The 18,924-nt window shown below is 51.9% G+C and carries 20 protein-coding genes and 1 pseudogene; 10 read left to right on the plus strand and 11 right to left on the minus strand.

Going from position 1 to position 18,924, the window contains the following annotated elements:
• Positions 1–284: 284 nt before the first annotated feature.
• From hutI to hutU, 4 genes are all read right to left on the minus strand, one after another.
• Positions 285–1,505 (minus strand): imidazolonepropionase, encoded by a 1,221-nt coding sequence (gene hutI, locus H8L32_RS15860; RefSeq protein ID WP_186948240.1) that lies wholly within the window; start codon positions 1,503–1,505, stop codon positions 285–287.
• Complete coding sequence (locus H8L32_RS15865) at positions 1,505–2,113, minus strand: HutD/Ves family protein (RefSeq protein WP_186948241.1); 609 nt, start codon at positions 2,111–2,113, stop codon at positions 1,505–1,507. The genes hutI and H8L32_RS15865 overlap by 1 nt, the downstream gene beginning before the upstream one ends.
• 114 nt (positions 2,114–2,227) lie before the next feature.
• Entirely contained in the window at positions 2,228–3,769 is a 1,542-nt protein-coding gene (hutH, locus tag H8L32_RS15870) for a histidine ammonia-lyase (protein ID WP_186948242.1), read from the minus strand.
• 213 nt (positions 3,770–3,982) lie between these two features.
• Positions 3,983–5,686 carry a urocanate hydratase gene (hutU, locus tag H8L32_RS15875; protein WP_186948243.1) on the minus strand — a complete coding sequence of 568 codons (1,704 nt, stop codon included), beginning with the start codon at positions 5,684–5,686 and terminating at the stop codon, positions 3,983–3,985.
• 166 nt (positions 5,687–5,852) lie between these two features.
• Between hutU and H8L32_RS28000 the strand changes: the two genes are divergently transcribed.
• Genes H8L32_RS28000 through H8L32_RS15885 form a run of 3 tightly spaced genes read left to right on the plus strand, consistent with a single transcriptional unit; the run spans position 5,853 to position 6,855 of the window.
• Positions 5,853–5,984: a hypothetical protein gene (locus H8L32_RS28000; RefSeq protein ID WP_268977638.1), complete on the plus strand. Its 132-nt coding sequence runs from the start codon at positions 5,853–5,855 to the stop codon at positions 5,982–5,984.
• Positions 5,968–6,375 (plus strand): rhodanese-like domain-containing protein, encoded by a 408-nt coding sequence (locus tag H8L32_RS15880; RefSeq protein WP_186948244.1) that lies wholly within the window; start codon positions 5,968–5,970, stop codon positions 6,373–6,375. Before H8L32_RS28000 ends, H8L32_RS15880 begins: the two co-directional genes overlap by 17 nt.
• Positions 6,376–6,378: 3 nt before the next feature.
• Positions 6,379–6,855: a GNAT family N-acetyltransferase gene (locus H8L32_RS15885; protein ID WP_186948245.1), complete on the plus strand. Its 477-nt coding sequence runs from the start codon at positions 6,379–6,381 to the stop codon at positions 6,853–6,855.
• A 62-nt stretch (positions 6,856–6,917) separates the two neighbouring features.
• Here H8L32_RS15885 and H8L32_RS15890 read toward each other — a convergent pair whose 3' ends face one another.
• A complete protein-coding gene (locus tag H8L32_RS15890; RefSeq protein ID WP_186948246.1) occupies positions 6,918–7,685 on the minus strand; it encodes a 3-oxoacyl-ACP reductase family protein in 768 nt (255 codons plus the stop codon).
• A gap of 165 nt (positions 7,686–7,850) precedes the next feature.
• Here H8L32_RS15890 and H8L32_RS15895 point away from each other — a divergent pair, with 165 nt between their 5' ends.
• From H8L32_RS15895 to H8L32_RS15915, 5 genes are all read left to right on the plus strand, one after another.
• On the plus strand, positions 7,851–8,786 hold the full coding sequence (locus H8L32_RS15895; RefSeq protein ID WP_186948247.1) for a LysR family transcriptional regulator: 936 nt from the start codon (positions 7,851–7,853) through the stop codon (positions 8,784–8,786).
• Between the two features lie 84 nt (positions 8,787–8,870).
• A complete protein-coding gene (gene hutC, locus H8L32_RS15900; protein WP_186948248.1) occupies positions 8,871–9,581 on the plus strand; it encodes a histidine utilization repressor in 711 nt (236 codons plus the stop codon).
• Positions 9,582–9,999: 418 nt separating this feature from the next.
• Positions 10,000–10,197 (plus strand): hypothetical protein, encoded by a 198-nt coding sequence (locus H8L32_RS15905; RefSeq protein WP_186948249.1) that lies wholly within the window; start codon positions 10,000–10,002, stop codon positions 10,195–10,197.
• A 64-nt stretch (positions 10,198–10,261) separates the two neighbouring features.
• Positions 10,262–10,909: a DUF2242 domain-containing protein gene (locus H8L32_RS15910; protein ID WP_186948250.1), complete on the plus strand. Its 648-nt coding sequence runs from the start codon at positions 10,262–10,264 to the stop codon at positions 10,907–10,909.
• A gap of 21 nt (positions 10,910–10,930) precedes the next feature.
• Positions 10,931–11,146, plus strand: a complete 216-nt coding sequence (locus tag H8L32_RS15915; protein ID WP_186948251.1) for a DUF3820 family protein — start codon at positions 10,931–10,933, stop codon at positions 11,144–11,146.
• Positions 11,147–11,242: 96 nt separating this feature from the next.
• Here H8L32_RS15915 and H8L32_RS15920 read toward each other — a convergent pair whose 3' ends face one another.
• The 6 genes from H8L32_RS15920 to H8L32_RS15945 form a co-directional block, all read right to left on the minus strand.
• A complete protein-coding gene (locus H8L32_RS15920; RefSeq protein WP_186948252.1) occupies positions 11,243–11,641 on the minus strand; it encodes a hypothetical protein in 399 nt (132 codons plus the stop codon).
• A 190-nt stretch (positions 11,642–11,831) separates the two neighbouring features.
• Positions 11,832–12,659, minus strand: a complete 828-nt coding sequence (locus tag H8L32_RS15925; protein ID WP_186948253.1) for an SAM-dependent methyltransferase — start codon at positions 12,657–12,659, stop codon at positions 11,832–11,834.
• The gene (locus H8L32_RS15930) at positions 12,656–13,033 is read right to left on the minus strand and encodes a hypothetical protein (RefSeq protein WP_186948254.1); all 378 of its coding nucleotides are present in this window, start codon (positions 13,031–13,033) and stop codon (positions 12,656–12,658) included. Before H8L32_RS15930 ends, H8L32_RS15925 begins: the two co-directional genes overlap by 4 nt.
• A gap of 300 nt (positions 13,034–13,333) precedes the next feature.
• Positions 13,334–14,923 (minus strand): tetratricopeptide repeat-containing diguanylate cyclase, encoded by a 1,590-nt coding sequence (locus tag H8L32_RS15935; RefSeq protein WP_186948255.1) that lies wholly within the window; start codon positions 14,921–14,923, stop codon positions 13,334–13,336.
• A 196-nt stretch (positions 14,924–15,119) separates the two neighbouring features.
• The gene (locus H8L32_RS15940; protein ID WP_186948256.1) at positions 15,120–15,329 is read right to left on the minus strand and encodes a hypothetical protein; all 210 of its coding nucleotides are present in this window, start codon (positions 15,327–15,329) and stop codon (positions 15,120–15,122) included.
• Between the two features lie 101 nt (positions 15,330–15,430).
• Entirely contained in the window at positions 15,431–17,149 is a 1,719-nt protein-coding gene (locus H8L32_RS15945; RefSeq protein WP_186948257.1) for a M14 family zinc carboxypeptidase, read from the minus strand.
• A 126-nt stretch (positions 17,150–17,275) separates the two neighbouring features.
• On the opposite strand from H8L32_RS15945, the gene H8L32_RS15950 reads away from it, so the two are divergent.
• Positions 17,276–18,376: a threonine aldolase family protein gene (locus tag H8L32_RS15950; protein ID WP_186948258.1), complete on the plus strand. Its 1,101-nt coding sequence runs from the start codon at positions 17,276–17,278 to the stop codon at positions 18,374–18,376.
• A gap of 181 nt (positions 18,377–18,557) precedes the next feature.
• Positions 18,558–18,842: pseudogene (locus H8L32_RS28365) on the plus strand (hypothetical protein); the annotation flags it as partial.
• Positions 18,843–18,924 lie beyond the last annotated feature (82 nt).

Consider the following 18,924-nt stretch of genomic DNA (forward strand, 5'->3'; position numbering starts at 1 on the left):
CTTGTGTCTACCTGAACAACATTATAGTCGCCACGGGCAATGATAGGCAGGGAAGCAAGAGAAAACCCCGTCTGAACGGGGTTAAAGAATGTCAATCAGCAAAGAAATTTCTAAGAACCTGTTTACGATCTGTAGCGAGCCCGCGTCAACGGGATCAGCGGGGTCAGGGTAACTAAGAGCAGCGCAAAAAGCGGAATGTACTCTAAGTACATGAGCATTTTGAGCAGCGCATGAGCCTCGCGTGATCTCTGATTGCGCCCGCGCAGTAAGATCGTGAACAGGTTCTAACACACCATGCCAGCAAAAACCTTGGCCTGCGCCGGATTGCCTGCGATGTGGTAAGCCAGATCGGCAGGTCTGGCGATGGCCCACAAGGCAAAATCGGCTGCCTTGCCAACTTCCAGGCTGCCAATTTCTGTGCCTACACCCAGCGCACGGGCGGCATGACAGGTTACGCCCTGCAAGGCTTCCAGCGGGGTCATGCGAAACAGGGTGCATGCCATATTCATGGTCAGCAACAATGAAGTCATGGGGGAAGTACCGGGATTGCAATCCGTTGCCAGCGCAATGGGTACTGCAGCCGTACGCAATGCAGCCAGTGGCGGATATTTGGTCTCGCGCAAAAAATAAAAAGCCCCTGGCAAGAGCACAGCCACCGTGCCACTCGCGGCCATGGCGGCAATGCCCTCATCCGACAGGTATTCGAGATGGTCGGCAGACAGGCCCTGGTACTTTGCTGTCAAGGCTGCCCCGCCCTGATCAGACAACTGCTCGGCATGCAGTTTGACTGGCAGGCCCAGTGCCTGTGCCGCCTGGAACACGCGTTCAGTCTGGGCTGGAGTGAAACCTATCTTTTCACAAAACACATCAACGGCATCGACCAGGCCCTCGGCCACCAGGGCCGACAACATCAGTGTACATACCAGGTCGATGTAATCGTCGGCCCTGCCTGCATATTCTGGAGGCAAGGCATGTGCGCCTAAAAACGTGGTTTTGACACGCACCGGAAATTCACGCCCTATGCGTCTGGCCACCCGCAGTATGCGTGCCTCGGTTTCAAGATCCAGGCCATAGCCGGATTTGATTTCCAGCGTGGTCACGCCTTCGGCCAGCATGGCATGCAGACGTGGCAGGCTGGCTGCCAGCAATTCATCTTCGGTTGCGGCACGGGTGGCGCGCACGGTGGCATTGATGCCGCCGCCCTGCCTGGCGATGTCTTCATAGGCGACGCCGTTCAGGCGTGCTTCAAATTCATTACTGCGATTGCCTGCGTAGACCAGATGGGTATGGCAATCAATCAGACCGGGTGTCAGCCAGCAGCCTTTGCCATCATGAGTTTTGGTCGTGGCATAGCCCGCTGGCAGTTCAGCCTGCAAACCCAGCCAAGCAATCCTGCCATCCTTGACGGCAATGGCTGCATCTTTGATTTCTGCATAGCCATCAGTCATGCAGGCCAGGTGCACATTGATCCACAAACTGTCCCAGGATGATTCTATTTGCGCCATCAGCTGTCACCCATATTCAGAAATTGTATACGCATCATATACAGCACTGCCCCTTCACTAGCATGCAGGTTCAGGCGTATGCCGCCGTGTTCATGCTCTTCATCAAACAGGCAGCAATCATAATCTTGCAAGACTTCACCCGTGGACAGACGGGCACTGCCCTCTGCACAAAACAGCAAGAGCTGCTGGGCATCATTGGCTTCGATGAAATGGCTGCCGGCTTCCAGTCTTTGCATGTGGTGGGTGCAGACATCACGCCGCGTCATCATGTTCAAATCCAGCACTGTGCCATGTAAGAGTTCGGCATTGATCGGGGTTTCGCCTTGAAACTGATGCGGCAGGCTGTCTTTTTTCAGGAATATGCTGCCGCCATGGCTTTGCTCGCTATCGCCATGCAAAATCAGGCCATCGCCTGACAATATCGCCAGCGTCCGGTCAATCTGGCTGAAATGAGAAAACGGGCCATTGCTGCTGACTTCAGCCGTACTCAAGCGCCAGACAAAATGATCCAGGCTGGCACCAGATGGAAAAATCGCCAGCTCAGTCGTGCTGCCACCGCCATTTTTCCATGGCATGGTTTGATAATCCTGTCTTGTCCACTTACGCATAGTTTTCAAAAATGGTGAGGCAAATTGGCAGCGCAACAGAATGCACAGGGTGGCTTCTTCAAACTGAAGAAGCCACTATCTTATTTCGCCCCAAATAGAGGCTCAAATACAAGTTCAAAATAAGTATAGATTCTGATACAACTGCTGACATTGTGCGCTCAATTGCCCCTCTACCACCAGTGTTTTCGCAGCTTCGATATCCGGCGCAAAGAAACGGTCTTTGTCATAGAAAGCCACCTTGTCACGCAACAGCTGGTGTACCTGCTTCAGCATACCTGAGGTTTGCAAGGGGGCATGAAAATCTATGCCCTGAGCCGCAGCCAGCAATTCTATGCCGACGATGGTGGCAGTATTGTGCGCCATTTCATGCAGGCGGCGGGCACCAAAGGTGGCCATGCTGACATGGTCTTCCTGGTTGGCCGATGTCGGTATGGTATCGACGCTGGAAGGATGGGCGTGTGATTTGTTTTCGGACGCCAGTGCCGCTGCCGTCACATGGGCAATCATGAAGCCGGAATTCAAGCCTGACGAAGGCACCAGGAAAGGTGGCAAGCCAGAAATCGAGGCATCTATCAACAAGGCAATGCGGCGTTCGGAAATGGAGCCGATTTCTGCAATCGCCAGCGCCAGGGTATCTGCTGCAAAAGCCACAGGTTCTGCATGGAAGTTACCGCCAGAAATGACTTCACCGGTTTCCACAAACACCAGTGGATTATCGGTCACCGCATTGGCTTCGATCAGCAAGGTACGGGCTGCATTATTGATGATGTCAAGACAGGCACCCATGACTTGCGGCTGGCAGCGCAGACAATACGGGTCTTGCACGCGTTCATCATTGACGAGATGAGACTGGCGGATTTCACTACCCTGTAACAGGCTGCGATAAATCTGTGCCGTCGCAATCTGGCCGGGCTGGCAACGGCTGGCATGGATACGCGGATCAAATGGCGCGTCACTTCCCTTGGCCGCATCGACCGACAACGCACCGGTAATGGTGGCTGCTTCCAGCAGGCGTTCTGCCAAAAACAGGCCATTCAGGGCCAGTGCATTCGATACCTGTGTACCGTTGATAAGTGCCAGACCTTCCTTGGCGGCCAGCACCACAGGCTGGATACCCGCTGCGGCCAGTGCTTCTTTGGCTGGCACCAGTTTACCGTTAACACGGGCATCGCCTTCCCCCAGCAAAGCCAGGGTCATATGCGACAAGGGTGCCAGATCACCAGATGCACCGACCGACCCCTTGACCGGGATAGTCGGCATGATGCCTGCGTTATACATGGCGATCATGCTGTCGATGACTGATGCACGTATGCCTGAATAGCCACGTGCCAGACTACCGATTTTCATCGCCAGTATCAGCCGCACAACTTCATCAGCAATCAGTTCACCAGAACCGACGGAATGCGACAGGATGAGATTGCGCTGCAAGAGTTCCAGCTGTTCATCCGGAATACGGGTCTTGGCCAGTTTGCCAAAACCGGTGTTGATGCCATAGGCGGCATCGCCCTTCGCCACGATTTTATCGATGGTGGCGGAAGAGGCATTGATGGCTGCATAGGCGCTGTCCGCCAGCTTCAAAGGCTGGGCTTTGGTCCAGATGGCACGCAGGTCAGTCAGACTGAATTGGCCGGGTTGGATTTCAAAATGGGTGCTCATGGTTTTTTCCTGAATACTTTAATAATTTGTGTGGGCAGATTCGTGGGGCAGTCTACCCCTTCCCCTTCAAGGGGAAGGTAGGGATGGGGATGGGTTTCTTGTGTAATCTGGATTTCTGGTCAATCAACCGAAACCCATCCCCACCCTAGCCCTCCCCTTGAAGAGGAGGGAATATAAAAATAAATTACTATTATTGCGATAAATAAAATCGGCTTACCTGGCTGTACCCTTAATCATCGGCAACTTCAAGCCCTCACGCTCTGCACAGGCAACCGCCTGCTCATACCCTGCATCGGCATGCCGCATGACGCCAGAACCGCAGTCATTCACCAGTACACGCGCCAGGCGTTTTGCCGCTGCATCCGTGCCATCTGCAACGATGACCATACCAGAATGCTGGGAATAACCCATGCCCACGCCACCGCCATGATGCAATGATACCCAGCTGGCACCACCTGCCGTGTTCAGCAAGGCATTCAGCAAAGGCCAGTCAGATACGGCATCGGTGCCGTCGCGCATGCCTTCGGTTTCGCGATTGGGGCTGGCGACTGAACCTGTGTCCAGATGATCACGACCAATAACAATCGGTGCTTTCAGTTCGCCATTTTTGACCATCTCATTGAAGGCCAGGCCAGCGATATGACGCTCCCCCAGACCCAGCCAGCAGATACGTGCCGGCAAACCCTGGAAGGCAATGCGTTCGCTCGCCATGTCCAGCCATTTGTGCACGCCCTTATTGTGCGGGAACAATTCCTTGATTTTGGCATCGGTCTTGCGGATATCTTCCGGATCGCCAGACAAGGCGACCCAGCGGAACGGGCCTTTACCATCGCAGAACAGTGGACGGATATACGCAGGCACAAAGCCAGGGAAATCAAAGGCATTCTTGACGCCGGTATCAAACGCCACCTGGCGGATATTATTGCCGTAATCGACAGTCGGTATGCCCATGGCATGAAAATCCAGCATGGCTTGTACATGCACGGCGCAAGCTTGCGCAGCGTCGGCAGTCAGTTTGGCATGCTGGCTTACGTCTTGCTGTGCAGCCTTCCATTGTGCGACAGTCCAGCCTATGGGCAGGTAGCCATTGATCAGGTCATGGGCAGAAGTTTGATCTGTTACCAGATCAGGTTTCATGCCACCGGCTTTTGCACGTTTAACCAGTTCTGGCAAAACTTCTGCGGCATTGCCGAGCAAGGCGATGGATATCGCTTCTTTGCGGTCACAATGGTGTTTGATGAGTGCCAGTGCATCATCAAGATCTTTGGCCTGCTTGTCGACATAACGGGTACGCAGACGAAAATCAATACTCGATTGCTGGCATTCTATATTCAGCGATACGGCACCAGCAAAGCTGGCAGCTAAAGGCTGCGCGCCGCCCATACCACCCAGGCCGGCTGTCAAAATCCAGCGTCCACCCCAGTCACCGTTGAAATGCTGGCGCCCTGCTTCGGAAAAGGTTTCATAGGTACCCTGGACGATGCCCTGGGTGCCGATATAGATCCAGCTGCCGGCAGTCATCTGCCCATACATGAACAGGCCCTTGCGGTCGAGTTCATTGAAATGTTCCCAGTTGGCCCATTTGGGTACCAGGTTGGAATTGGCGATCAGTACGCGTGGCGCATCCGCATGAGTCCTGAAGACACCGACCGGCTTGCCAGATTGAATCAGCAGGGTTTCGTCTTCTTCCAGCTCTTTCAAGGACGCCAGTATCTGGTCATAGCATTCCCAGTTGCGCGCAGCACGGCCTATGCCGCCATACACCACCAGGTGCTTGGGGTTTTCTGCGACGGCAGGGTCCAGATTATTCTGGATCATGCGGTAGGCCGCTTCGGCCACCCAGGTCTTGCAGGTTTTTTCTGCGCCATGCGGGGCGTGAATTTCACGGCTGGCATCCCAGCGAGGATCGTTGTTCATGTCTCTCTCCATCAACAAATGCAATATAGAAATCCGGCTATATGGAATAAAACCAAAAATAAAACCAACCAGTAAAACCGGATCAGATTTGAACCATTGAGAGAAAGTTTAAGTTGTATATACAACTTTTGCAAGCGAATATTATGGGACTTCAGGAATATTTTATATGCCAGCCACATTGGCGCAATCTTACCGCCCTATGCCGTTAACGCCACTATGCGTGGACAGCCAGCAAGCCGACAATGAGCACATCATCAACCACACCATGAAAGGCAAACCCCATGTCCGTCGTTACTGAAGTTGCTGCTGCTGGCAGTGCAGAAGCCATCGCCCATTTTTCAGACAGCCTGCGTTTTGAAACCGATTGCTGGGATACCCATCATGCCATGTCCGAAGGCAAGGCCGATTTCGTGCTGCTTGATGTGCGTAGCCCGGAATCCTATGCAAAAGGCCATGTGCCTGGGGCCATTAACCTGCTACGGGGCAAAATCATCGCCTCCAAACTGACCAGTTATCCGGCAGATACCCTGTTTGTGACTTACTGCGCTGGCCCACACTGCAATGGCGCGACACGGGCCGCAATCAAGCTGGCACAACTAGGCCGCCCGGTCAAAATCATGATAGGTGGCATCACCGGATGGCTGGATGAAGGCTTCAGCCTGACGACTGAAGTGACAGAACTGGCATAGCGCATGTCGACAGACATTCAGGTGCGTTATGCAAAGGCGGCTGATGCCACGGCCTTGCTGGCAATGATGCGCGAGCTGGCAAAATTTGAAGACTATCTGCCTGACTTTCGTGTCCAGGAACAGGACTTGCTGGCACGTGGACTGGGGCGTGAATGGGAACATGAGCCAGCCCAATTCCACGCCCTGCTGGCAGAGTCGGCAGATGGTGCCTTGCTGGGCTATGCGGTGCTGGTGGAAATAGCCTTCACCTATGATTTGCGCCCCGACTGCCGTCTCAAGGAACTATATGTCTGCCCCAGTGCCCGGAGTCTGGGCGTGGGCACGGCATTGATGCAAGCTGTGCTGACCCATGCCAGATCGCGTGGCAGTGGTCGTTTGAAATGGGATGTATTGCCTGGCAATGAAAATGCCAGGCAATTTTATCGCCGCTTTGGTGGACAACCTGATACTGGGTGGGAGGCGTGGATACTGCCTTTGTAGTGAAGCCTTGCAAAGGTAATACCCCGCCCCCCCAGCAAACATCAAACATCAAACATCAAACATCAGGCATCAAAGCCGCCATCCGCCTTCAGGTTGGCACCGGTGATAAATGCCGCATCTTCACTCGCCAGGTAGGCTACCAGGCTGGCGATCTGTGCGCCGGTACCGTATTTGCCGGTTGCCATGTAAGTGCGCATGGTGTCGGCAAAGGGGCCGTTGGCAGGATTCATTTCGGTATCTACCGGACCGGGCTGCACATTATTGACAGTGATGCCGCGTGGGCCCAGGTCGCGCGCCAGGCCACGTGTGAAGGATGCTACCGCGCCCTTGGTCAGCGCATAGACAGACAGGCCGGGTACAGGTACAAAATCACTGTTGACGCTGCCGATGGTGATGATGCGACCACCCTCTTTCATATGGCGTTGTGCTTCTTGTGCAGCGACAAACACTGCGGTCACGTTGACGGCAAGCAGGCGCTGGTAGTCGGCCATGCTGAAGTCGTCAATGCTGCCAAACACGGCTGCCCCTGCGTTGTTGACAAGTATGTCCAGCCCGCCCAAGGCTGCTGCTGCGGTGTTGACTGCCTGCCTGACGGCATCAGCATCCTGTGCATCGGCGCGTATCGCCAGGGCCTTGCCACCGGCAGCACGAATGCTGGCCACAACCTGCTCTGCCTGATCACCACTGCTGGCATAGGTAATTGCCACTGCGGCGCCGTCACGTGCCAGTTTTTGTGCGATGGCGGCACCAATACCACGTGAACCGCCGGTAACCAGGGCCACTTTGCCGTTCAATGTTGTGTTTGCTTGTGTGTTCAAAATTTGTGTCATGTCATTCTCCTGTGTAGTTGCAATTTAATTTCAATGAAGGGTATTAATGAGTTTCTGTTCAATCCGTGATTGGATGAAGCTATTTTGTGCTTTTAAAGTAATTACAGGTAGTCCATAATCCATTACATCACTTTCAACCAAAGGTTGAAGATAAAAAGGATAGTCGTGGAAACACTTTCAAGCATCGAATCATTCGTCCGCAGTGCCGAAGCAGGCAGCTTTTCGCAGGCGGCGCGCAATCTGGGGCTGACGCCGGCGGCGGTCAGCAAAAATGTCGCCAAGCTGGAGTCACGGCTGGGGATACGGCTGTTCCAGCGCAGCACGCGCAGCCTGGTGTTGACAGAAGCGGGTGAAGTATTCCTGGCCCAGATCAAGGGTGGGCTGGACAGCATACAGGCAGCCCTTGCAAACGTTGAAAATGTCGCTGGCAAACCAGCCGGCGTATTGAAGATCAGCCTGGCACTGGCCTTTGGGCGGGATTATGTCTTGCCAGCCGTGAATGATTTCGTCACGACTTACCCCGACGTCATCCCCGACCTGCATTTTGACAACCGCAGCGTGGACCTGATCGCCGAAGGCTTTGATGTCGCCATCGGTGGCGGCATAGAGTTGGTGCCCGGCGTGATTGCGCGTGAAATCGGGCGCGCCCATGTGATACCGGTTGCGTCACCGGCTTATCTGGCTACCCATAAGATACCAGCCAAGCCTGCTGACCTGGCGACACTGGACGGCATCATCCGACGTTCACCGCAAAGCGGCAGGTTGCGATCATGGACCTTGCGCAATGCAGCAGGTGAAGAGGCTGCGATGGAATTAAAAACGCGCATCATCATGGATGACCCCGAGGCCATGTGCCGCGCTGCCTTGCTGGACATGGGTGTGGCCATGGTGCCGCGACTGCATGCCCTGCCCTATCTGGAAAGTGGTACGCTGGTGCGCGTGCTGCCAGCCTGGCATGCGGATATCGGCCCGATTTCACTGTACTACGCCAGCAGTAAACTGATGCCTGCCAAGACCCGGCTGTTTGTCGATTTCATCCTCATGCGCTTCAGGGAACTGGATATCGCCGGCAAGTTTTCTGCCTTGCCACGAAAAAAATAAACGCTGGCGGTGGATATGTTCGCCATCCCTGCCTGCCTATGAGAAAATGCAGGCATTCGCCATTTTTCTATTGCCGCCCATCCTGTGAAACCCAGCAAGCCAGATATTCCAGCCTTTCAAGTGATCAAAGATACCCTGCTGAAAGAAATCCAGGCAGGCAAATGGAAAGAAGGTGACGCCATTCCGGCTGAAACCACGCTGGCTGGCCAGTTCGGGGTGTCACGCATGACAGTCAACCGTGCCATCCGTGAATTAACCAGCGAGCAGATACTGACGCGCATACAGGGTTCCGGCACCTATGTGGCGCAACAAAAATACCAAGCCACGCTGGTGGAAATCAAAAGCATCGCCGAAGAAATCCGTTCTCGCGGCCATGCCCATCGTAGCGAATTACATGAACTGAAGGCGGAAGCCGCGACCGAATTGCTGGCCGCAGAATTCCAGGTCAAGGCCGGGCACCCGCTGTTTCATTCCGTCATCGTCCATTTTGAAAACGAAGTGGCAATACAGGTGGAAGATCGCTGGGTCAATTCCAGCGTGACGCCGGAATACCTGCAACAGGACTTCAGCACCATGACACCGAATGAATACCTGGTCGCGGTCGCCCCGCTGCAAGGCGTTGATTACCGCATCGAAGCCGTGCTACCCACCAGACTGATCGCCGACATGCTGCATATTCCAGCCAAAGAAGCCTGCCTGGTCCTGCACAGAAAAACCCGCTCACAAGGCATGATCGCCACCAGCGTCACCATGTGGCATCCGGGTAAGCGTTATCAATTTGCGGGTAGTTTTTGACTGCAAGACCTCTCAACACAGAGACACAGAGGGGGCACAGAGAAAATCTTTAAGATGTATATGTTGGTAAAGAAATTTTGCATGAAAAGGACTGACATTGAGATGTAGATTGAGAATTAGTTCTTCTCTGTTTCACTCTTTCATGTAGTAAGGAATTCAAGCAACATATTGCTTGCTTACGAAATAATGATCTTTTGCAAAAGATTTTCTCTGTGCCCCTCTGTGCCCCCTCTGTGTCTCTGTGTTGAGCTTTCCGGTCTTAAATATTTCGACCACCATGTCACCCAAATCACCTTCAGCCGCGTTATACATTAATAATTTGGCACATACGGTAACCAACTGGTAACACCTCAAACAGGCTGGCAAGTTAAAATGCTGGCTACGCAGCGATTTGCTGGAATTGCAAGAAAGACACATCATGGCGAAAAAAGATGAACTGGATCCCGAAACCGAGGCGCTGATTGCCTGGTGTACGGAAGTGGAAGGCTTTCTGGTTGCCGGTGGTGCCACTGTGCATCAGGCACAGGATCACATAGAAGAACAGATCGAGTGGTTCACGGACTTGTTCTTTGATGGACTCAGCCCGGAAGAAGCCGCCAAAGAAGCACTGGCCTGACAGCGACAGTTCGTCAACCTGCATTCATGCAGCATCATGCCGTCAACGAAATAAAAGAATTGAAATGAAGATGATTCACCGTTTTGTATTACTACCCGTCGTACTGTGCCTGGCTACTTTGAGCGCCTGTTCGACAACGAACAAGCATACAGGTATCCAGCATGAAGAATTTGGTGCTACCGGTGTATTTACCCGCAGCTTTCCCGGCAGCGAAAAAACTGCCTGCGAGTCGGCCCGCCGGGCTCTGCTGAGCCAGGGCTATGTCATCAGTGATTGGAAACCCTCCGTCCTCAAAGGCCGCAGAAAATACCAGCCGGATGCCGATGTGCACGCAGAGATCGAATTTAATGTCGTCTGCGTCGCCGACAGCAAGGGCAGCAATAGCACCACCGTGTTTGCGAATGCCATACGTGACCGTTATTCCTTAAAGAAAAGCAATACTTCGGCCAGTATCGGTGTCAGCGCCATTGGTTCGGTATCCCTGCCGTTTGGCTCTACCGATGATGCGCTGGTCAAGGTCGCCAGTGAAACCATACCCACTGGCCAGTTCTATGAACAATTCTTTGAGCTGGTGGAACGTTATCTGGACAGCGTACCTTACATACCTGATACCGAAGAAGACAAGAAGACCGTCGCGACACCGGCACCTGCAACGCAGGCTGCCACACCGGTGACACCACCGGAAACCGTCGTCAAGCAATCAGATGAATAAGCGATAAAGCAGATAAAACCCATGCAAGCCGATGACCTGCAACGCCTGTTGAGTTTCAAGATGCCTTATGGTAAATACAAGGACACGGTCATTGCCGACCTGCCCGGCCATTATCTGGGCTGGTTTGCCCGCGAAGGTTTTCCTAAGGGCGAGATAGGCCGTCTGCTGGAATTGATGTACGAGATCGACCACAATAACCTGGGTGAACTACTGGTGCCACTGAGGAAGAAAACCTGACTATTCAGGGCAACATCAGGCGGCCTGTGACAGGCCGGAACGACAAAAGGCAGACATGTCCAACATGCCTGCCTTTTTTAAGTCCAGCAAAAAAACTTAGTTCGTTTTGGTAACGTCTTTGCTTTGACGCTTGCCTGCAGCAGTTGCTGGCAGGAATTTCATCGGGTCATTGACGCCTGCCGCATAGGCAGTCACCATGCTGCGCTGCCTGAGGCAGGAAGCGCTCAGTACGGCTGCATCCGGTGCAGAGTTGCTGCAGACTTGCAAGTCCTTGACGGTATCCAGAGGAATACCCGCAGCAGCCGCTACGGAAACGATGGATTGTGGATTGGCGCCGCTGGCAACCAGGCTGTCTACCGTTGCCTGCAGATTGGAACTGCTGGTCAGCGCAGTGAAGATACCGTCGACAGAAGTGTCCACGCCTTCAGCACAGGCAACTGACAAACCACCGGCCAAAGCCAGACCAATAAGTGTGTTCTTAAGCATTTTTTTCATAGTATCCCCCAACATGTCGACAAACCATTTTGTCTTCCGCAGCCAATTCTAAATAAGAGCAAATCAAATTGAAAGCGCTTATTTGTAACCTGGAAAGTATTTTTAAATGAAATTTGTTAAATCATTTACGAAAATTTCCATGTGGCAATAAAACACAATGAAAAACAATAAAACCTTGTCTCTTCTACTATCAGGCTACCTGCTGGGCGAGATTTCTTTGTGCCGCCAATGCGTTCAACTGATCAATCACGGCCTGGTCTTTTTCCATCGTTTTTGCCGGTGGTATCACCAGGGTCGTGACTTGCCGGAAAGCGGCGTTTGGCAAATCGCGCATCAACAGTTTTTCCTTGCGCGTTTTTTCCATCGGATCGGTGGCGGCCTCATACAGTATCACTTCATGATCGAGCGGGTAGCTGCGGCTGAGTTTGTCCACCACGATCTGCAAGTGTGCAGGCTCAGTGTCAAAACGTTTCAGGCTCAGATCGCCGGCTATGCCTATCTGCCATAAGATCAGCAGTGCCGTCGGGTCTATCTGCTTTTGATAAATCATGAACTGCGTGCTTTCCATGGATTGCATGCCACTGTTGGCAGGGTCTATACCCAGGTCTGCCACCAGGCAATCCAGTGCCGAGATGCCTGGCTCCATGTGCGCGTCAAAACCTTCGGCACGTGCATCGGCTATCGCCATATGCGAGATGCAGGCAAAAATGCCGGGGTGACCATAAAAGGCTGCACACACTTTCTTACCGGCCCTGACTTCTTTCAGGATGGTATCGGCCATGCGACGATAGGTATCACGACGGGTCTTGCCGTCCACTTTAGTATCGTCATAATGATCGTTGAGGCAGACATATTCTTTGGCAACACCTTGTAGCCATTTACGGGTAAAGACGTTCGGTATCGCTGCAATCACGATATCAAAAGTTTCAATATAACTTTGCGCAATGGGCGTCAGTTGCCCTCCCATACGCATGCCGGTACCTACACAGACCAGTGAACCTTGAGTTTGATTTGTCATAGACTTTTCAATAAATTAACTTTAAAGAGTGCAGCATATTGGATTTGGCCCATGAGCGAAGCAAGCAGTGTTGTCTCGCTCATTTTTTTGACTATTTCCCGCACATTTATTTTGCAGTGAGAGAAAACAACAAAACCATCATCAGGCAATGATGGCTTCTTCTTCAAAACGCATACTGCTACCAACCAGATCGAACGGCGCTTCTGTTGTATCGAGTGAATCGAAGCCCTTGAAGGGGATATCGAGGAAAGCAGAAATTTTTTCCTGCCCTGCATCAACAAGACCGCCTGCTCGTCAACCGATAAACCAAAATCGTGGGTCGCCTGGTACGGATCCTGTTTATTTGCATGAATCAGGTCAGCATTTGCATCCAAGAACCTGTTTGCGATCTTACTGCGCGTGTGTGATCGTGGCACATGTGCTGCTAAAAATGCTCATGCAATGTAGTACATTCCGCTTTTTGTGCTGCGCTTAGTTACTCTTATCACGCTGACCCACGCTCGCTACAGATCGTAAGCAGATTCTAGACGTTCAAAAAATCCAAGAGCCTGGAGATACGATTTTCCTTGATGATCAAAACATGTTGGCAGTATGGTCATCAAGGATTTTATGCCACTTTTTTAAGCAACAAAAAACTTATTTTTACATTTTTTAACGATTTGAATTGCAAAAAACTATCGATACACTGTCACACAGTTACGCCCTTCGGCCTTGGAGTTATACAAAGCCTTGTCTGCTGCTTCCAGCGTGGCGTCAAAACTTGTCAAGCCGTTACTATCTACGGTGGCAACACCAAAACTGGCTGACAATGGAAAACGATAACCGCTAGGCTCGGTATCGATCATGGCGATAGCCATACGACAACGCTCTGCCAGTTGCAAGGCCGAAGACTGATTTGAATCCGGCATGCAAATACCGAATTCTTCACCACCCAGACGTCCGAACAAATCTTCTTTGCGCAAATGGGTCTTGATGGTTTCACAGACATTCTTCAATACCCAGTCGCCAGTAGCGTGACCAAAAGAATCATTAATATTTTTAAACAAATCCATGTCAAACAGAATGATGCTCATGCTGCCGGTACGCATTTTGAAGGCATCATTTGATGATGTCATGAAATGCATGCGATTCGCAGCCTGGGTCAAACCGTCTGTCTGTGAGAATTCGCGGAACTGGTTTTTCTGTTGCAGGGTCTTGATCAGCCACAAGACCACCAACACCATGATGATGACGACAAGAATGATGACCAGCCATAAATTCTGGTTACTTTTCTTTTCCAGCTCGCGCTCAACAGCCAGGATTTTATTTTTCTGTTCCAGCAGGCTCAGTTGATTGGCTTTATCCTGGCTATCAAATTTAACGCGCTGGTATGAAAGATTTTTATGTAGCTGATCGTCCAGTACCCGATTTTTCAAGGCAAGTGCCGTTTCATAATACTCTAGCGCCCCGGCAAACTGCCCCTGTGCGCGCTTGACATTGGCCATGGTCTCAGCAGTTTTTTCCATGATCTGTACGGCATTGCCTGACTTGGCGTGCTGATAGGCTTGCAGTCCGTAGCGCTCAGCCTGTTCAAGATTGCCGGTATGCAGAAACGCGCGCGCCATCGCCTCTTCCAGCATGGTCAGGTAATCCGAGCTTTGCGTGGTTTTGGAAAACTCAGTCAACAGCGCAAGCCCAGCACCTTTACCCTGCTGGTAATTACCCGAATCAATGAGATCTATGCAGGCCAGCGTCTGCAACAACAGAGCGAAAAACTTCCGCCCTTGCGATTCACACAATGAGATAGCGTCTGGCAATAGTGATCTTGCCTTTTGTCGCTCACCTTTGAGGAAATTGATTTCCACCAGATCTCCCATGCCAACGCATCTCGAGCTACTTCTCTCGACATCAACGTCCAGTGCCAACATCCGCTCGGCATAGACCAATGCTTCGTCATAGGCACGCAGGGAATTCAGTAAAGTGATTGCGGCCTGAAGAGTATCGACCTTGGCGATCTGATTAGTTAATTTAGGAAGTAATATGATGCTTTCATTGATGGCCTTCAATGCTTTCTCATATTCGCCCAGGCTGGTGTAGCCGGAAGACAATTGATAAAGAAACCGGACGCGGTAATCCGGGTCTTTGACAAAACTCAAACGCGACTCCACCAGTTCGACACGCTCTTTGTGACGCCCCTTATAGCCGTACGCCGAAGCAGAAAGCAAGTAGAAGCGATTTCTTTGTGCGTCGCTAAACGTTGGCTCCAACTCGCTTAAACGAGTCATCGTAGTAGATACGATATCAGGCGCGCTTCTGATTTCTTGCCCCATCTGTGACAGCATTCCATCAACAGTGTCTGCTTCGCGTGCGGATAATTGCACACTTGCGCAAAGTCCAATAACAAGCAAAATGGCCGTGAAAAAATTTAGTTTCAAGCCTGAAATCATCGCTTATACCGGGAAAGTTATCGCAGCTACGTTATTAATATTCAATTGAATCAAGAGCAGGAAGGTCTTCAGCAGAAATTCCCAGCAATCCAGCAACCGCTTCTTTGTCACCAGACAAAACAGCTGTTTGCTCTTCAGGAGTCAGGCCAAAATCGGCCATGGCAGCGTTAGGATCGCTTCTGTGGGCCGCCAGCGCAGCGCTATCTTTATCCAGTGTATTCAAGTACTCAAGCAGTTTAGACATGTTGATTCACCTTCCATTTAACTTCGTGGGTTAAGAAACGAGAGACATACTGATGAAGATTCTATTATGATTCTGTAAAAGTTGTAACAAATTTCAAGCATTTACGCCATCAGGCGCAACACGGGATAACGCCGCCATTCAGGTTCATGGAAGCGCTGGCAACGTTGAAAAATAAAATCCAGCACCGCTTCCTGTTTGTCGAGCAAGGCAGGGTTGGCTAGTTTCCACTCTTCAAATGCCTGTTTTACCTCGGGTTCGGTGGCAAGAATCTCGCTGGCAGTGTCTTCAAATACATAGTCAGAATAAGCTTCCTTCTTTTCCAGCACACTGTTGAAAAATCCCCAGCGGAAGAAACTGTCATGCGCCTGCGGTTCCAGGGTTTCGACTATGTAACGGGCTTTGTCCTGATCCAGTGGCACCACATAATCACCTGCATACGCTGCCATATTCAGTGACACTGCCTGCAATTGCACGTCATCATGGAACAGATGGCCTTCATAGGCATGAGGGCGTGATGTAACAGAAAGTATCTGGTACACCTCGGCCTGCAGGCTGCTATCTTCTTCCAGTCTGTGCATCTGCACGCCATTCCATTGCAGTCGTTCGATCACGGCACGCCAAGCTTGCGGTATCAGATAGGCTTTTGCCTGCTGCACTCGGATGTCGGCAACGAAACGGTCATAATAGGCTATCGGTTTTTCCCAGGGCTGGCTGCGGTCATACGCCAGACGCTGGTAATTACCTAATATACTGGGTGTATATACGGCCTTGTAACCCTTGAATAAAAATTGCGAAGGCTGGTTGTGATCGATCACCCAGTGGACCGCCACCTGTTGCGGCTGGCTGGCAGCCTGACGCGCCTTCGCGCGCAGGTCCTGTATCTGCGCTGCATTGGCGACAGTAAAGGACAGCACGCTTTCCACCAGTGCACGCATGGATGCATAACGGTCGGCAAAGGGTTTCAGCATATGGGTTTCTGGCATGAAACTGATGGTGTGATGCAGAGCGGCATAGCCGGTCGAAAAGCGCGGTGTTTCCAGGAAATCTTCTATGCCATGATCTGGGCTGTCCTTGACCGGATTCACATACGGGCACGTGGGCCAGCCACGCTGTTGCATGTCGGCATAAATGGCTGGCAGCATGGTATCGCGCAAGAATGGCCCCAAACCATAGCCCAGCTTGTCGGCCTGGGTTTGTATCAGGGTCATGGTGTAATGATAGTCGGCACCATTCGAGGTATGGGTATCGACCATGACATCCGGACTCCATTCACTGAAGAAGCGGTTGAATACCTGGGCGTTTTCACTATCGCATTTGATGAAATCACGGTTCAGATCCAGGTGCAGACTATTGCCGCGAAAGCCGAATTGTTCCGGCCCATCCTGGTTCACTCGGGATGTATTCTGGCGATTCAGACTGCCATCGACGTTATATACCGGCACAAACAGAAAAACTGTCTGCCCCAGTGCTGCCAGGCGTTCTGGCTGGGTGCAAAAATCACGCACCAGAGCCATGCAGGCATCAATGCCTTCCGGTTCGCCCGGATGGATGCCATTGTTATTGAAAAACACCGAACGCTGTTGCTGCCGGATATGCTCACGGTCAAACACCCCGTCGGCAGTCACCACACCGGCATGAATGGGACGGCCGCTATCCGATACCCCGATTTGCGAAAACTGCAGCACAGCAGGAAACTGCGCCGCCAGACCTTGATAAAACGCGATGCAGTCTTCCCAGCTTGTGGTCTGGTTTCGGTTGCCGGCTTCATAGGGTGTAAGAAAACTGGCAGGACTACTGGCATTCACTGACGGAGATGACATAGGTTCGATAAACTCTTAAATAGTTGATGCGCGAGATTTTATCTCACAAGTAGGCTAACTGGCATGGCATACTCATGTTGGATTGAAACAATTTGCATCATGTAATGGATTGCCGGAGAACCCACCTTGACCGACGCCGATATTCTGGCCCTGCGCCTGCGCTGCCACACCACACTTCCGGGCCACCAGAACCTGAGCCCGGCCCAGACTTTTGCCCGCATGGCCGCCTGGTGCGAGCAGCATCAGGTGCAGCACGACACCTATGGCGAAGGTGAACTGGTGCAGGCATTTGAACAAAAAGTCGCTGCCCTGCTGGGTATGGAAGCGGGCCTGTTCTGCATGACCGGCACCATGACCCAGGTCACTGCCTTGAGATTGGCCTGTGAAGAAAGAGGCAGTGACCTGGTCGCCCTGCATGCAAGTTCACATATCCTGGTCCATGAAAAAAGCAATTACCAGTTGCTACAGCATTTCAACGCACTACAGATCGGCAACCCGCATCGCCCCTGGTTACTGAAAGATTTGCAGGCCGTGCCGGAAAAACTGGCCGCTGCTCAGTATGAATTGCCGATGCGCGAAATCGGTGGGCAATTACCACCGTGGGAAGAACTCGAAGCCATCAAGGCCTGGTGCCGTGAAGCCGATGTCCACTTACATATGGATGGTGCCCGTCTGTGGGAAGCAGCCGCCGGATACGGACGCAGCCTGGCCGATGTTGCCCGTGGGTTCGAGACTGCCTATGTCTCCTTTTACAAAGGCATAGGCGGGCTGGGCGGTGCGATGTTACTGGGCAATGTCGAATTCATCGCCAAGGCAAAAGTGTGGATGCACAGGCAAGGCGGCAGCATCTTCCGGCGCAGCCCCTATGTGGTGTCGGCAGCCATGCAGTTTGACGACAGGCTGGCCGCCCTGCCCGCCTGCTTTGCCCGTACACAATGGCTGTTTGAAACCCTGCGCGACTACCCTGTATTCAAGACCAATCCAGCAGTACCACAATGCAATATGCTACACCTGTACCTGCCGGTGGACAGAGATACTGCCATCACCATCCGCAACCGCATTGCGCAAGAACACGGAATATGGCTGTTCAATAACGCCGTCCACACGGCCTTGCCAGGGCAATGCATGTTTGAATGGTATGCAGGCGACAATTTACTGACCATTGATGATGCTGCGGTCAGAAATGCCTTGACCCTGCTGGCGGACGCATTGACAGCCGCTGCCTGAAAAACCAGCGGTTTTATCTCTTTCCACCATGTTCTGGCAGGGCCTGGCTGCTATGTTAGTCATCGCACATACAGGACTTTAATTCTTCATTAATCTTCTATTCATTGTTTCATGTTTTTTTTAAACGTGAATGCGCATCAAGGCAAATTGCCTGCGTGCATTCACAAATGGAGGAAGAAAAATGGTTAATTTAATCAACCTGAAATCAGACAAGTTCAAGTATGACCCGAATCATTTGTTTGATACCCTGATCAAACGTCTGCATTTAAAAAACGATGCGGCCTTGTCCCGCTTACTCGATGTAGCACCACCGGTGATCAGTAAAATCCGTCATCATCGCCTGCCTATAGGTGCATCGCTGATGATCAGCATGCATGAAGCCAGTGGCCTCAGCATCAAGGAACTGCGCGCCCTGATGGGTGACAAGAGAGAAAATTTCCGGATTACTGATCTGCAACTGAAACCGATACTGGCAAACAGGTCTTCGGCCAGTACGGAACGTGCTACATCTGCAGCATCTGCAAATACGGAACATGCGGCAAATGCAA

It is taken from the genome of Undibacterium hunanense, from assembly GCF_014284335.1.
GTDB classification, from domain to species: domain Bacteria; phylum Pseudomonadota; class Gammaproteobacteria; order Burkholderiales; family Burkholderiaceae_D; genus Undibacterium; species Undibacterium hunanense.